Origin of the sequence: Empedobacter sp. UBA6305 (genome assembly GCF_002440405.1) — a bacterium.
GTDB classification, from domain to species: domain Bacteria; phylum Bacteroidota; class Bacteroidia; order Flavobacteriales; family Weeksellaceae; genus Empedobacter; species Empedobacter falsenii_B.
In genome coordinates this window covers 1-15,675 of record NZ_DJTP01000006.1, presented here as the reverse complement: position 1 = coordinate 15,675, position 15,675 = coordinate 1, and the positions used below count along the sequence as shown (strand labels likewise).

17 protein-coding genes are annotated in these 15,675 nt (G+C 28.4%); 16 read left to right on the top strand and 1 reads right to left on the bottom strand.

What is annotated here, in order from left to right:
- Positions 1-3: 3 nt before the first annotated feature.
- The 16 genes from rfbA (at position 4) to B3M86_RS01445 (ending at position 13,938) form a co-directional block, all read left to right on the top strand.
- Positions 4-864: a glucose-1-phosphate thymidylyltransferase RfbA gene (gene rfbA, locus B3M86_RS01520; RefSeq protein ID WP_291076698.1), complete on the top strand. Its 861-nt coding sequence runs from the start codon at positions 4-6 to the stop codon at positions 862-864.
- 3 nt (positions 865-867) lie between these two features.
- Positions 868-2,130: an oligosaccharide flippase family protein gene (locus B3M86_RS01515; protein ID WP_280045906.1), complete on the top strand. Its 1,263-nt coding sequence runs from the start codon at positions 868-870 to the stop codon at positions 2,128-2,130.
- Entirely contained in the window at positions 2,127-2,828 is a 702-nt protein-coding gene (locus tag B3M86_RS01510; RefSeq protein WP_280045905.1) for a glycosyltransferase, read from the top strand. The genes B3M86_RS01515 and B3M86_RS01510 overlap by 4 nt, the downstream gene beginning before the upstream one ends.
- A complete protein-coding gene (locus B3M86_RS01505) occupies positions 2,821-3,258 on the top strand; it encodes a beta-1,6-N-acetylglucosaminyltransferase (RefSeq protein ID WP_280045904.1) in 438 nt (145 codons plus the stop codon). Before B3M86_RS01510 ends, B3M86_RS01505 begins: the two co-directional genes overlap by 8 nt.
- A gap of 5 nt (positions 3,259-3,263) precedes the next feature.
- Positions 3,264-3,893 carry a DUF1919 domain-containing protein gene (locus B3M86_RS01500; RefSeq protein ID WP_280045903.1) on the top strand — a complete coding sequence of 210 codons (630 nt, stop codon included), beginning with the start codon at positions 3,264-3,266 and terminating at the stop codon, positions 3,891-3,893.
- Complete coding sequence (locus tag B3M86_RS01495) at positions 3,894-4,808, top strand: glycosyltransferase family 2 protein (RefSeq protein WP_280045902.1); 915 nt, start codon at positions 3,894-3,896, stop codon at positions 4,806-4,808.
- Positions 4,798-5,790 carry a glycosyltransferase family 2 protein gene (locus tag B3M86_RS01490; protein WP_280045901.1) on the top strand — a complete coding sequence of 331 codons (993 nt, stop codon included), beginning with the start codon at positions 4,798-4,800 and terminating at the stop codon, positions 5,788-5,790. Before B3M86_RS01495 ends, B3M86_RS01490 begins: the two co-directional genes overlap by 11 nt.
- Before the next feature lie 3 nt (positions 5,791-5,793).
- A complete protein-coding gene (locus tag B3M86_RS01485; protein ID WP_280045900.1) occupies positions 5,794-6,882 on the top strand; it encodes an EpsG family protein in 1,089 nt (362 codons plus the stop codon).
- Positions 6,883-6,945: 63 nt separating this feature from the next.
- Complete coding sequence (locus B3M86_RS01480; protein ID WP_280045899.1) at positions 6,946-7,815, top strand: glycosyltransferase family 2 protein; 870 nt, start codon at positions 6,946-6,948, stop codon at positions 7,813-7,815.
- 8 nt (positions 7,816-7,823) lie between these two features.
- On the top strand, positions 7,824-8,888 hold the full coding sequence (locus tag B3M86_RS01475; RefSeq protein ID WP_280045898.1) for a glycosyltransferase family 4 protein: 1,065 nt from the start codon (positions 7,824-7,826) through the stop codon (positions 8,886-8,888).
- Positions 8,878-10,134, top strand: coding sequence for a glycosyltransferase family 4 protein (locus B3M86_RS01470; RefSeq protein ID WP_291069319.1), 1,257 nt, complete (start codon positions 8,878-8,880; stop codon positions 10,132-10,134). Before B3M86_RS01475 ends, B3M86_RS01470 begins: the two co-directional genes overlap by 11 nt.
- A 75-nt stretch (positions 10,135-10,209) precedes the next feature.
- Positions 10,210-10,569, top strand: a complete 360-nt coding sequence (locus B3M86_RS01465; RefSeq protein ID WP_291069317.1) for a four helix bundle protein — start codon at positions 10,210-10,212, stop codon at positions 10,567-10,569.
- A gap of 46 nt (positions 10,570-10,615) precedes the next feature.
- Positions 10,616-11,221 carry a sugar transferase gene (locus B3M86_RS01460; protein ID WP_280045895.1) on the top strand — a complete coding sequence of 202 codons (606 nt, stop codon included), beginning with the start codon at positions 10,616-10,618 and terminating at the stop codon, positions 11,219-11,221.
- A 3-nt stretch (positions 11,222-11,224) separates the two neighbouring features.
- A complete protein-coding gene (locus B3M86_RS01455; RefSeq protein ID WP_291076701.1) occupies positions 11,225-12,334 on the top strand; it encodes a glycosyltransferase family 4 protein in 1,110 nt (369 codons plus the stop codon).
- A 4-nt stretch (positions 12,335-12,338) separates the two neighbouring features.
- On the top strand, positions 12,339-13,310 hold the full coding sequence (locus B3M86_RS01450) for an ATP-grasp domain-containing protein (protein WP_291076703.1): 972 nt from the start codon (positions 12,339-12,341) through the stop codon (positions 13,308-13,310).
- Positions 13,300-13,938 carry an HAD family hydrolase gene (locus tag B3M86_RS01445; RefSeq protein ID WP_291076704.1) on the top strand — a complete coding sequence of 213 codons (639 nt, stop codon included), beginning with the start codon at positions 13,300-13,302 and terminating at the stop codon, positions 13,936-13,938. The genes B3M86_RS01450 and B3M86_RS01445 overlap by 11 nt, the downstream gene beginning before the upstream one ends.
- Before the next feature lie 30 nt (positions 13,939-13,968).
- On the opposite strand, the gene B3M86_RS01440 is transcribed toward B3M86_RS01445, so the two are convergent.
- Positions 13,969-14,190, bottom strand: a complete 222-nt coding sequence (locus B3M86_RS01440) for a hypothetical protein (RefSeq protein WP_180905597.1) — start codon at positions 14,188-14,190, stop codon at positions 13,969-13,971.
- Positions 14,191-15,675: the final 1,485 nt, after the last annotated feature.

Genomic DNA, 15,675 nt, shown 5'->3' with positions numbered 1-15,675 from the left:
AAATTGAAAGGAATAATTTTAGCAGGAGGCTCAGGAACACGATTACATCCCTTAACATTGGCAGTAAGCAAGCAATTGATGCCGGTGTATGACAAACCCATGATTTATTATCCTTTGTCAACATTGATGTTGGCTGGGATTAATGAGATTTTAATTATTTCTACACCTCATGATTTACCTCATTTTGAGAAGTTATTAGGTGATGGATCACAGATCGGATGTAAATTTTCGTACAAAGAACAACCAAGTCCAGATGGGTTGGCACAAGCTTTTATATTAGGAGAAGAATTTATTGGCGATGATAAAGTAGCATTGATATTAGGTGATAATATTTTCTATGCTTCAGGAATGTCAAAATTATTACAAGATTCTGCAGATCCAAATGGTGGCGTAGTTTTTGCTTATCAAGTGAGCGATCCTGAACGATATGGTGTAGTTGAGTTTAATGAGAAGAATGAAGTCGTATCAATAGAAGAAAAACCTAAAGAACCAAAATCTAACTATGCCGTTCCAGGATTGTATTTTTATGATAATGATGTGGTTGAAATTGCAAAAAATATAAAACCTTCTCCGCGTGGAGAATTAGAAATTACAGATATTAATGCAGAATATTTGAAAAGAGGAAAACTGAAAGTAGGTGTTTTCGATCGTGGTACAGCTTGGTTAGATACTGGAACAATCAATTCATTGATGCAAGCTGGTCAATTTGTTCAAGTGATCGAAGAACGTCAAGGAATGAAAATTGGTGCCATAGAAGAAGTGGCGTATCGCATGGGGTACATTACAAAAGAAGAATTAATGAATATTGCAGAACCACTGAAAAAAAGTGGGTATGGAGAGTATTTGATGAAAGTTTGTAAGTAATAAATGGGTTTAAAAGCTAAAATAAATAGTATTATAATGCTTGCTAAGAATAATAAAGAAATAATTGAAAACTATTTTTTTATGACCATTTTACAAGTGTTGAATTCTTTTTTCTATCTATTAATATATCCTTTTTTAATTAGAACATTAGGCCTAGAAAGTTATGGTTTGTTTGTATTTGCAACATCTATAACTACTTATTTTGTATTTTTGGTCAATTTTGGGTTTGATCTACCTGCAACAAAAGCGATTGCATTAAATGTTGATGATAAAAAATCATTGCAAAAAACACTTTCTTGTGTCTTAACAGCTAAGTTTTATTTATTTATTTTAGCAAGTGTAGTTTTGATGTTTTTATGTTTTCTCATTCCATTATTTAGAAATAATTATCAATTGTTATTAATTTGTTTTACGCAGATTATTTCATTTATAATTTTTCCACAATGGTATTTTCAGGCAATTCAAAAAATGAAAATAGTAACCTATATACAGTTAGGGTTAAAACTTTTATCTCTGCCTGCTATTTTTCTTATAATTAAGAATGCTGATGATTTAAATATTTACGCTTTAATTGTTTCGTTAAGTAGTATTTTAGGTGGAGTAATCGCATATTTAATCATTACATTTAAACAGCATTTAAAAGTTACATTTGTAAATTATAGAGAGCTTAAAGTTTGGTTTAAAGATGCTCTACCCTTTTTTTTAAGCACATCGGCAAGTGTTTTTAAAGAACAAAGTATCGTAATTATCATAGGTTCCTTTTTTGGAATGAAAGATGTAGCAATTTATGATTTAGCCAGTAAAATAATCATTGTACCTCGAACCATTTTTATGAGTATTAATGGAGCAATATTTCCAAAATTAATCAATAATATTGATAAAGATAAAATTAAAAAATTGATTAATCTAGAAACACTTATTTCTTTAAGTGTCATTGTTTTTATTGGGTTATTTGGAAAGTGGATTGTACAATTTATGGGAGGGATAGATATGTTATTAGCTTATCCGTTATCAATTTTATTAAGTGTTACTGTAATGACTTGGCTAGTTGTTGGAGCATATATTAGTTTTGTTTTTATTCCTAACAATAAATATTTTTTGGTTACCAAAAACCAATTAATAGCTTTAGTTAGCTTTGCTTTATATACAACTATTGGTTTATTGTTATATCAAAATATTTTAGTTTTTGGTGCTACAATGGCTTTATCTGGAATAACTGAAATAATCTATTGTATATATGTTACTAAAAGAAATAAATTATTATGAAACCAAAAGTCTCTATATTAGTTCCAATATACGGCGTAGAAAAATTTATAGTACTAACAAAAGGAGATAAAAAGGAATGGAGTAATTATTCATCTAATGTAATTTCTATACCAAATCCTCAAACTTTTGATGCTTTTGACGAAGTTTCTACATTACAATCTAAAGTAGCAATTGCTGTTGGTAGATTTGAACCTCAAAAACAGTTCGATCATCTTATAAACTTGTGGAAAGATGTTGTAAAAAGTTATCCCGATTGGATTTTAAAGCTGAAAGGATCTGGTAGCGAAAAGCAAAACTATTTAGATTTAATCTCAAAATATCATTTACAAAACAATGTGATCATTGAAGACGCCTCTCATGATATGATTAATTTTTACAAAACCGCATCAATTTATCTGATGGCATCTACATTTGAAGGGTTTTCTCTAGTAATGTTGGAAGCATTGGAACTTGGTTTGCCTATAGTTGCTTATGATTGTAAATACGGACCTTCAGAATTAGTAGAAAATAAAAAAACAGGGTTCTTAGTTGCTTTGAATGATAAAACAACATACTTAAATAATATCTTAAAGCTTATTGAAAATGAGGATTTACGAATAGAGATGGGGATAAATGCAAAGTTGAAAGCTAAAAATTACCAATTGGAGAAGATAATGAATAAGTGGGATGTATTGTTTAAAAGCTTAAAAAATGATTAAGAAAATTTATTTAATACAGGCCCATCAATATCCACATCAGTTATTGAGAATGATAAATAGTTTACAAGATACTGATGTAGTATTTTATATTCATATTGATATCAAATCTGATCTTAATTTGTTTACTTCAGTTATTAAAAGTGATAATGTATTTTTTATTAAAGATAGGGTAGATTGTATTTGGGGAGATTTTTCTCAGGTTAAAGCTACATTGAACTTATTAAAAAACACTTTCGATGGTAAGTATAATAATAAAGTATTAGGAACCTACGAATGGATAAAGGATTTAGAATATATCAAGTTTGTTAATAATATAAAAGAAGCTAAGGTCGCATTCAATCAACTTACTACACTTACTAATTACACAGTTTACGACAACGAATTATTAAAAGGTAAATTTGCACCATTAGTTGAACAATTAAAAAATTAGGGTTTATGAATATTTTTAAATACTTTAAACGAAAAAAAGCCCCAATTAAATATTTATCTGATACAAAGTATAATGAAAAACCATTTTCTATCATCAGCAATAATTGTTGGGGTGCTGAAATTTATAAGGACTTAGATAAGCCATTTAATACACCATTTATTGGACTTTATTTTTATGCGCCAGATTACATAAAACTATTAGAGAATTTCAATTATTATTTAGATCTGCCCTTGAAGTTTAGTAAAAAGTCCAAATGGAGAGAGAATGTTCATTATCCTATTGGACTTTTAGGTGATATCGAAGTCCATTTTATGCATTATCAAAGTGAAGAGGAAGCATTGGATAAGTGGAATAGAAGAACTCAACGATTACTTTCAGAAAACAGTGATAATTTTTTCTTTAAGATTGATGATCGAGATGGTTGTACAGAAGAAATCATTCATAAGTTTCATCAACTTCCTTATAAAAATAAAATTTCATTTTCTATTCACGAATTCGACAATGAAAATCATATTAAGATATATGAATCTGAAAATGGAAAAACAGTGCAAGATGGAATATTATTGTATAATATTACTAATAAATATGTTGATCTTATCCATTGGTTGAATGATAATGAAATTAAAAAAGTATAGATGACTGAAAATCCGCTAATATCTGTTATTGTCCCTATTTACAAGGTCGAGGAGTATCTGCAAGAATGTGTAGATTCAATCATTCAACAAACTTACCCGAATTTAGAGATTATTTTGGTCGATGACGGCTCTCCCGATCGTTGTGGCGAAATTTGCGATGCTTATGCAAAGCAGGATGCTCGTATTTTAGTAATTCGCAAAGAAAATGGAGGATTATCAGATGCAAGAAACGCCGGTTTAGATATATCAAAAGGAGAATATATAGCTTTTGTAGATAGTGATGATTTGGTACATCCACAGTTTATAGAAATTCTTCACAAAAATATTGGTGATGCTGATATGATTTTCTGTGATTTATTGAAATTTAGTGATGAGAGTGAATTAAATATTGCTGGTGTTGAAGGGGACGTTAAAGAATTTGACCAAATTTTTATGCTTGAACACATTACTGATTTTAGAAATCCACTAGTAATAGTAGCTTGGAATAAATTATATAAAAAGAAACTATGGGAAAGTGTTAGATATCCAAAGGGTAGGATTCATGAAGATGAATTTGTAATCCATGAACTATTAGATAAATGTAAAAAAGTAAACTTCATTGATAGTAAATTGTATTATTATAGACAGCGAGAAGGAAGTATTATGAATGATAAAAATAAGTTTTTATTGAGTAAAAATCATTTAATTGATGCTAAAAAAAATAGGAAAGACTTTTTTGAAAATAAAGGACTTGATCAGGTAGCTATTTTAATTGATAAAGAAATTCAAAATACTTATTTAGAGGTTTTGAAAAATATGAATTACAAACAGCTTCCCAATGAATATACTACATATTTAAGTGAGAATTTTAATAAATTTTCAATAAAGCAAAAGATAAAATATTTCATCTATAAATTTGGATTACATGGAAAATAAGATAGAACTAAGTATTATAATTCCAGTTTATAATGTAGAAAAATATATAGTAAATTGCTTAAAATCAATATATTCAAATAGAGGGCATAACTTGATTTTTGAGGTAATTCTTATAAATGACGGTTCAACAGATAATTCTTTAAAACATATACACGATTTTATTAATGAATTTAATTATAAAAATCTGAAATTAATTTCTCAAGAAAATAGAGGGGCTAGTGAGGCAAGAAATAAAGGGTTAGATAATTCTAAAGGAGAAAATATTTGGTTTATAGATGCAGATGATTACATAGAAAAAGATTCATTATCTACAATAGAGAATCATCTAGAATCGCCAGATTCTGATTATATCTTAAAATTTAATTATAATGTGATAAATAATGAAAAAATAATAAAAAATAGGTATAATCATTTAAGAGAAATTCCTTTATATTTTGAAGGTTATGAGTTTGTATTAAGACATAACCCATCATTTTTATGGACTACAATTTTAAAAAGTAGTATTATAGAACAATATAATTTACGGTTTATAAAAGGAATAAAAAATATTGAGGATTTAGAATTTAATACGCGTTATTTTTATTATTACAATAAAGTAAAGCAGATAGATAAAGTTCTTTATAATTATGTGGATAATGGAAACTCTACTTCAAGATTTATTTCAGACAGTCATCTTTTAAAGTTAGCTAATGATAGTTATATAGTTCACAAAAGTCTTAAAGAATTTTCACGTAATTTAGATGGTAATCGATTGAAAATAATTAGAACGGTTGTAAATCAATCAGTTATTGGTTTTTTTTACAGTATGTTTATACGGCCATATAAATTTAAGACAGTAAGTGTTTTTTATAACAAATATTTCGAGGAGGGTTTTTTACCAATTGATAATTTTGAAAATATGAATTTTAGAATGAAACTTTTTGGTAGATTTTTAAATTCTAAACTTTTTAAGTTTTATTTTTCTGTATTTAAAAGAAAATAAATTATGGAAGAGATTATTTACAAAAATTTATCATTAGGTCTTTTGGTCGTAGTAATATTGTTTTCTTTATTATTAATATGTGAAGATATATTTAAGAATAAAGTTTATTATAAATTCGAATGGATTTTAGTAATTATTTTCGGGATGATATATGCTTTATACTTCACTTATAGACCTATTCTAAAATACTCAGATACTGAAGTTTATATTAATCAATACAGAAATGAGATTTCTAGCCTACGTTCTGTCTTTAGTCAATCCAAAGATTTCTTTTTTTATTTGTATTCATTTCTTTCAAAAAAAATTTTTAATAATGATAGATTTTACTTTTTCTCAATTGTAGTATTGTTTTTAGGTCCTTTATTGTTATTTATAAAAAAAGTAAATTTAAGGCATCCTTTTATTTTTTTCGCTTTTTTTGTGATGTCTTTTTTCTTTGAAAGCTTAGGCGGAAACATTATTAGGCAAGGAATTGGACTAAGTTGTTTTTTAATTGGTACAGCTTTTTTTGAAACTGAAAGGAAAAAAGCGTTCTTACTTTTTACTATAGGATGTTTATTTCATATTTCTGTTATCATTCCTGTTCTTTTTTTTATAATAGCTGTATTTTATAGAAATTTAAATTTTTATATTTTTATTTATTTATTAACATCCATTATTGCAATTGCCAATTTAAATATTGTTGACTTTTTTAAGGAAATTCCTCTTTTAGGAAGTGTTTTTAGCGAAAGAGCAATTGGAAATGGAGATGGTGCTATAATTTATAAAATAGGTTTTAGACCAGATTTTTATTTATTTAATACTTTATTTATGGTGATATTTTGGCAAGTTTCTCGAAAGATTAATTTTAAATCTCTTGATGATTATGAAACTAATCTTTCCTATTTTTTTACTTACATTTTGTTGTCTTCATTTTTCTTTTTAATGTTTAGTCAGGTATATAGTGACAGATATGGAGTAATGAGTTGGATAATTATTCCTGTATTAATAATTCCTTTTTTAAAATCATTTAGAAGAAAAGTAGGAATATGGAATATTACTACATTATTTTTATTAACTGCATTAATCTCTCTTTTTTTTAAACTAAGATAAATTTGTGATATTAATATAATTTTTTAGTCCAGCAAAATACAGTAACAATAGCTTTGATTTAAAATGAAACTAACAATTTTTACCCCTACCTACAATAGAGCTTTATTATTAACAAGACTTTATAAAAGTTTAAAAAAACAATCTGACAAAAGATTTGAATGGGTTATTGTTGATGATGGTTCAATAGATAACACACAAGAACTTGTGCAATCATTTAAAAAAGAGGATAATATAGAAATTAATTATTTTAAACAAGCGAATGCAGGAAAACATATTGCAATTAATACGGGAGTTAATTTAGCAAAGGGGGAATTGTTTTTTATTGTAGATAGCGATGATTATTTAATTGATGAAGCTGTCGGAATAATTTTAAAAGATTATCAAAACTTCAAAACAATAGGAGATGATGTGGCTGGTATTTCCTACCGAAGAGGATATTCTATTGAAAAACCTATTGGATCACTCAATTTCACAAAGGTGGTTACAGAAAACGTTTTCGATTTCAGACTAAAAAGAAAAGTTATGGGAGACATGGCAGAGGTTGTGAGTACAGATGTCTTAAAAAAGTACCCTTTTCCTAAAATCAGTGATGAAAGATTTTTGACAGAAGGATTAATTTGGAACCGTATTGGTTTAAAGTATAAAATGATTTGGAAGCCTGAAATTATTTACATTGGAGAATACCAAGAAGGAGGACTTACTGATAAAAATTTCGAAATTCGTAAACAATCTCCAGAAGGTGCGCTACTTTTTTATAAAGAAATGCAAAATATGCCTATTTCCTTTGTTCAAAGAATAAGAGCAAATATTAATTATTGGAGGTTTGCTAGATATTCTAAAAGATCATTTTTTAGAAAATTTAAAGATGTGAATTTTATATATTCTGTTTTTGGTATTCCTTTAAGTTTAATTTTTTTATTGAAAGATAAATAATGAGAATCTTGCAAATTATAGATAGCTTAGCTATAGGTGGTGCCGAAAAGTTAATTGTAGAGACTGTTCCACTTTTAGTTGCAAAAGGGAATCAGGTTGATGTGGTCTTATTAAATGGAGAAAAAACGCATTTATATAAAGAATTAGAAGCATTAAATTGTTGTACCATTTTTACATTGGGGACATCTTACTATAACCCAATTTATATTTTAAAATTAATACCTTTTTTTTATAAGTATGATGTTGTTCATGTGCATTTATTTCCTGCCCAATATTTTGCCGCTATTGCTCGTTTGTTTTGTTTTAAAAAAGTAAAATTATTTTTTACGGAACATAATACATCGAATCGACGTTTGGAGAATAAGAAGTTTCGATTAATAGAAAAGTTAATTTATGCGTGCTATGATAACGTAATTTGTATTACAGAAGAGGTTAAATCTGTGTTAAAAGAAAAACTGAATTTAAGCAATAATAAACTTTTAGTCATTGAAAATGGAGTGAATTTGAATAATGTAAATACGAGTATTAAATACAATCGTGAATTATTCAATTATTCAGTAAATGATAAGATTTTAATCATGGTTGCTGGTTTTAGAGAACAAAAAGATCAAGATTCTGTTATTAAAGCTTTAAAATTATTACCCGAGGATTATAAGTTACTATTAATAGGTGATGGGGCTAGACGACCAATTTTAGAAGATCTAGTTGAAACATTACAGTTACAAGATCGGGTAACATTTTTAGGAATACGTAATGACGTGTATGCGCTGATGAAAATGTGTGACATTGCTATATTAAGTTCTCATTGGGAAGGTTTTGGATTGGTAGCTGTAGAAGCTATGGCAAGTGGAATTCCTTTAATTGCATCTGACGTAAATGGTTTAGCACAAGTGGTAGATGGTGGAGGTCTACTTTTTGAACCAAGCAATGTAGAGGATTTAATTTCTAAAATCTTAAAATTAAATGATCCATTTTTATATCAACAGACAATAAACAATTGTTTAGAAAAATCTAAAAAATATGATATTAATTTAATGGTTGATGAATTAATAAATCTTTATGATGAAAACTAAAATTATTCGTACTTCTACTGTACCTATTTCATTAAACATTCTTTTAAAAGGTCAACTTAAATTTTTAAATCAAACATTTCATATAATAGGTGTCTCCTCTGCAGGTAAAGATTTAATAGAAATACAAAATAGAGAAGGTATTCCAACTCATTCGGTAGAGATGAAAAGAGGAATTAGTCCTATTAAAGACTTTGTTTCTTTAATTAAGCTTTTTATTGTTTTTAAGAATGAAAAACCAGCCGTAGTTCATTCAATTACACCTAAAGCAGGTTTGTTGACGATGCTAGCTGGAAAATTAGCAGGTGTGCCTATACGAATGCATACGTTTACAGGACTAATTTTTCCTACGCGTACAGGTGCTATGCAAAAGTTGTTAATTAAAATGGATCAATTATTATGTTTGTCAGCAACCCATATTTATCCAGAAGGTAATGGAGTAAAGAATGATTTGATTTCTTATAAAATTACGTCTAAACCTCTTAAAGTGATTGCAAATGGAAATGTGAACGGTATTGATTTGGATTTTTTTTCTAAAGAACATTTTTCAACAGAACAGTTGCTTGACTTGAAAGAAGAATTAGGTATTCAACCCAATGATTTTGTGTTTGTTTTTGTAGGACGATTAGTGGGAGATAAAGGAATTAATGAGCTGGTGGCAGCTTTTAAGGAACTAGAAACTAGAAATCAGGAATCTAGCACTCTAGTCTCTAATCCCAACCCCCTAGTCTCTAGTCCCCAGTCTCTAGTCCCTAGTCCCCAGTCTCCAGTCCCTAGTAAAGTTCCTAAACTCTTATTAGTAGGTCCATTAGAAACAGAACTTGATCCTTTAAAGGAGGAAACGTTAAAAGAAATAGAGCTAAATAAAAATATCATTTCGGTTGGTTTTCAAAAAGATGTTCGTCCTTATTTCGCAATTTCGAATGCGTTAGTATTTCCAAGTTATCGTGAAGGATTCCCGAATGTAGTAATGCAGGCAGGAGCAATGGAATTACCAAGTATTGTAAGCAATATTAATGGGTGTAACGAAATTATAGTTGAAGGAGAAAATGGTACGATTATTCCTGTAAAAAATGCAGAAGCAATTACAGTAGCTATGCAAAAGTTGATGGAAGATAAAGACTATTACTTAAGTTTAAAGAATAATGCTCGCCCAATGATACAATCACGTTATGAACAATCACTTGTATGGAACGCCTTGTTAGATGAATATAATATGTTGATTAAAAAACTGGATATCAAGAATTAGATATTAGAAACTAGAAATCAGTGATCAGAAACTAGACTTTCTAATCTCTAGTTCCTAGTCCCTAAAATAAAAGATATGAAAACGCATAAGGACTTAGATGTTTGGAAAAAATCAGTCGATTTTGTTACTGATTTATACAAGGTAACTCAAGATTTTCCTAAAGGAGAACTTTATGGCTTGACATCACAAATGAGAAGGGCAGCTGTTTCGATTCCAAGTAATATTGCTGAAGGTAGTGCACGTCAAGGAAATAAAGAGTTAGTCCAGTTTTTATATATTGCATTAGGTAGCGTTGTAGAATTAGATACTCAACTTATTATTGCACGAAATTTAATCTATATTAACGAAGAAGAATTTATTCAATTAATATCAAAACTAGAAGAAATAGGAAAAATGTTAAACGGTCTAATTAATTACAGAAAATCAAAGCTTTAGTCCCTAATCTCTAGTCTCTAATCCCTAGTCCCTAATCCCTAAAATTATGTACAAAAACTTTTTTAAAAGACTTTTCGATTTCATCATCGCTTTTGTTGGGTTGATTATTTTATCGCCACTATTTATCGTAGTGATGATTGGCTTGTACTTTGCCAACCAAGGCAAGCCTTTTTTCTTTCAAGCACGTCCTGGACGAAATGAACGAATATTTAAAATCATCAAGTTCAAAACCATGAACGATAAAAAAGATGCACAAGGAAATTTGTTGTCGGATGCCGAACGATTAACACCAATTGGTGCATTTGTTCGTAAAACGTCATTGGATGAAATTCCTCAGTTGATCAATGTCTTAAAAGGCGATATGTCACTAATAGGACCTCGTCCTTTATTGCCACAGTATTTGCCTCTATACAATGAAGAACAGAAGAAACGTCACTTAGTACGACCTGGTATTACGGGTTGGGCTCAAGTCAATGGAAGAAATGCCATTTCGTGGAAAAAGAAATTTGAATTGGATGTATGGTATGTAGAGAATGTATCATTTGCTACAGATGTTAAGGTGTTTTTTAGTACCTTCAAGAAGGTGTTTCGATCGGAAGGAATTTCTCAAGACGGTCAAGCAACCATGGAAGTTTTTAACGGAAAAAATTAGTAAATGAAAATTGTAAAATTATTAACAAAAATAAATGAAACAGGATTAACAACGAATACTCTTGATTTAACAGAGGCATTCGTTAAAAAAGGTCATGATGTTACAGTTTTAATCGGTAGATCGGAACATTATAATGAAGGTTTAAAATATTTAGAGAAAAGATTTGAAAATTCAGGAGCAAATATAATTTGGTTTGATAAAGTTTACAAATCAGGAATGAAAGATAAAATATTATCTACGTTATTTATTTTAAAAAAACTTTTATTTATAAAATCAGATATCATACATGCGCAGTCACCTTATTTATCTTTTATTCCATGGATTTTAGGGAAAAAATTTGTTTCAACTATTCATGTTGCAGATTTACCTAAAAAATTAGAATATAAAAATGCAGATAAAGTTATTGCAATAAGTAAAGAGACATATAATTATGCCATTAATCATTTTAATTATAAACCTTCACAAATAGAAATGGTATATCATGGTGTATCAGAAAGATATTCTATAAGTTCTCCTGATGCTCATATTGATAATTTAAAAACTAAATATAATATTCCTAAGAATAAGATTATTATTGGAATAGTATCTAGTATTGAGAAACGAAAAGGTCATGATATTTTATTAAACTCTATTAAAAGATTAAATGAATTAAATGAAAATATCTTTTTAGTATTTGTTGGGTCCTATAAAAGTTCAGATGAGGAAGGGTGGCTCGAAAATGAAATTAATAATGCAGATTTAGTCGATAAAGTATGTATTGTTCCTTATCAAGATCCAAAACCTTTTTATGACATGATGGATATATTTGTGTTACCTTCAAGGTTGGAAGGATTTGGTTTAGTCGTAATAGAAGCAATGTTATCTAAATGTTGTGTTGTGCGATCAGATACTGAAGGTGCATATGATCAAATTTCTCATGGGGAAACTGGATTTATCTTTAAAAATGAAAATATAGAAGAACTAAAATCTATTTTAGAGCATTTAATTAAAGACGAATCACTACGAAAAAGAGTTGCCTCAAATGGTAAGGAGTTCGCACTTAATAATTTCACCTCTGATATTATGGCTGATAATACTTTAAAAGTTTACCAAAAGGTAATTGATTTAAAATAATGTAATGAATAAAAATATACTTATCACATCGGCTGGACAAAGAGTCTCTTTAGTTAAAGCTTTTCAAACTGAGATTAAGAAACTAAATGAAACCAATAAGGTTTATACAGTAGATCTTAATCCGATTTTAGCTCCAGCTTGTCATGTGTCCGATGGCTATAGAACTGTTAAAAGGGTAACTGATTCAGATTATATTTCTGAATTGATTCAAATTTGTAAAGAATTAGAAATTAAAATAATCGTTCCTACAATTGATACAGAGTTATTGGTTTTAGCAGAAAATAAAGATTTGTTTTTAAAGGAAGGAATAACGCCTATTGTTTCAGCTTTAGATTTTGTAAAAGCATGTCGTGATAAACGGATTATTAATCAGTTTTTTGTCGAAAATAATATTGATATTCCACAAGATTTAGATAAAAACAACCTTACATTTCCCTTATTTATTAAACCGTATGATGGATCTTTAAGTAAAGATACTTTTTTGATTGAAAACGAATCTCAATTAACTGATTATCATTTCGAAAATCCAAAATTGATGTTTATGGAATATATTGATCATGCAAATCATGATGAATATACCGTAGATACGTATTATGATAATGATGGTGATTTAAAGTGTGTCGTTCCTCGTAAACGAATTTTTGTGCGCGCTGGTGAAGTCAACAAAGGAGTTACCCATAAAAATGAAATTGCTGCTTATGTTAAAGAAAGACTTTCTCATATAGAAGGTGCTGTAGGTTGTTTAACTATGCAGTTTTTCTTTAATCCAGATACAAAACGAATTATTGGAATAGAAATTAACCCACGCTTTGGTGGAGGATATCCTTTGAGTTATTTAGCAGGGGCTAATTATCCTAAATATTTGATAGAAGAATACATTTTAGGAAAAACGATTGATTATACTGAAAATTGGGAAAATAATTTATTGATGCTTCGTTATGATGATGAAGTTTTAGTTCGTAATTATGAAGGTTAAATATATCATTTTTGATCTTGATGATACCTTGATGTATGAAATAGATTATCTAAAATCGGCATATAAAGAGATTGCAGCTTTAATAGATAAAGAAAATCATGAGGAATTATACGAATTGATGTTTTCTAAATATCAAAGAGGCGAAAATGTTTTTGATTTCTTGGTGGAAGATTATCCGAAATATTCAATAGAGCAACTTTTAGAACTGTATAGAAATCATTTTCCGAATGTGTCTTTAAACGAAGGGGCGTATGATCTTTTAAAAAAAATAAAATCTAAAGGATATAAATTAGGTTTGATAACAGATGGTAGATCTATATCACAACGAAATAAACTAAAGGCATTAGGGATTGAAGATTTATTTGAAAAAATAATTGTTTCTGAAGAGTTTGGTTCAACAAAGCCAGATGAGCGTAACTTTAAAATATTCCATGAAAATGATATCGATGATTATTTTTATATAGCAGATAATCCTAAAAAAGATTTTGTTAGTCCAAATAAATTGGGCTGGACAAGTATTTGTCTCTTAGATCAAGGAAGTAATATACATCCCCAAAATTTTGATATAGAAGAAGGATATTTACCAAAAATTAAAATAAATAGCTTAAGTGAATTATTAAAATTATAACATATAAAAAGGTTCCAAGTTGGAGCCTTTTTATATATTAACCATCTTGAAAAATTCGTATAATTTCATTTCTCTAGCTTCACAAATTCTTAAAATTGTTTTTAAACTAATATTGTAATTCTCATCTTCTTTAATTAGTCTTACAGTTTTTTCATCAATACCATGTGACGTAGCAAAAGATAAATTACTTTGATCATTTGCTAACCAATTATCTCTTATAAATTCTACTATTTTTCTATTTTTATCTTTCATTTTAACAAATGAAGGAGTTATTTAAAAAAATAATTCGGATTTATATCCGAATATTAAAAATTATTATTATATTTGTTATCAGATAGTTAAAAAAATAAAGTAATTATACTTTGATCTCGCATTAGAAAACTGGTAATTTTTGTAGCAACGAGAAAATAAGTAAATTTGCTCACGACCTAGGCGTGGGCTCTCTTATTGTTGCACGGTATACCAGTACCTCTGATGCTTTAAGATGAGTTCCATGCCTTTCTTGTTTTTGGTCGTTTTCTTCCATCACAATCGCATCGAACTTCATACAATTTACTTGGTTTAATTCCTCTACAAATCAAGTAAAGTACTCTCTCTAAATATGTGTTTCTTATTATAGAAATGCACAGATGGTTATTCGATTCTACTAGTAGATGTTAGATATTAGTATTGAGATTTTAGAATTGTAAAAAGTAGTATGTATTCAGATTAAGGATGAGGTTTTGAGATGAGTTAAGAAATACAAAAAGATGAGGTTTTGAACATAATTACGTGAACAAGAGAATAATTAGTAGTTCTTTATTTATTACTTTTTTGCTTGATCAAAAAGTAATCAAAAGTTATTCATATGATTTATTATTATTTTTAAGGTATTCATGAATGCAAAGCATTACAAGACCGCGATTTTCGACGTTCAATTCTCATCTCACGCACTAAAAAGATTAAATGATTCGCATACGCTCACTAATCTTTTTTACGCTTGTTTCAATGGATTGAAGCTCGTCTGCAAATCGTATGTCAACTCTAAAATTCGTTGTTAAAAAAGGATTTGAATATTAATAAGAAAAAAAACGTAAAACGTTAAGCGTATCACGTAAAACATAACAAAAAACCCCTTTCCTAAAACAAAGTTGGCGCGATGTACAGGAAAAGGAGTGGATTTTAAAACTAATGTTGAATTAAAAAACGATGTAAAATTATGAAAGAGTAAACAGATTCACACTCTATCCCCCGAAGACAACACAAAGAGTATAAATGATCTTCATAAAATGATTAGTGTTAATTTTTTTCATTTATTAATGTAATTTTTAAAACTTGTCAGAGGGGGAATTTTGGGTGTAACTTAAAAAGTAGTGTAAAACAGTATTTATTCATTTTTTATTCATGAGTTATTATTGTTTTCGAATGAATTCATATACCCTTCGGGGAACCTTGATGAAAAAACATTTGAGATTAAGAATTTGAAATTAAAAATTTGAAATTAAAAGGAGAAGCTTTATAAGCTTCGGTATATTACTTTTTTGCTCATAAAAAAGTGATAGAAAGATTATTCTCGTTTTTCAAAACTATATTTCATTCATTTTTTTATTCATGAGATATTATTGTTTTTAAATGAATTCATATGCCCTTCGGGGAATCTTGATAAAAAAAACATTTGAAATTAAAAGGAGAAGCTCCAGTGGAGCTTAGGTATAATGCTTACAAGTCGGTCAATAACGGCTACTCGCTAAATGCTTT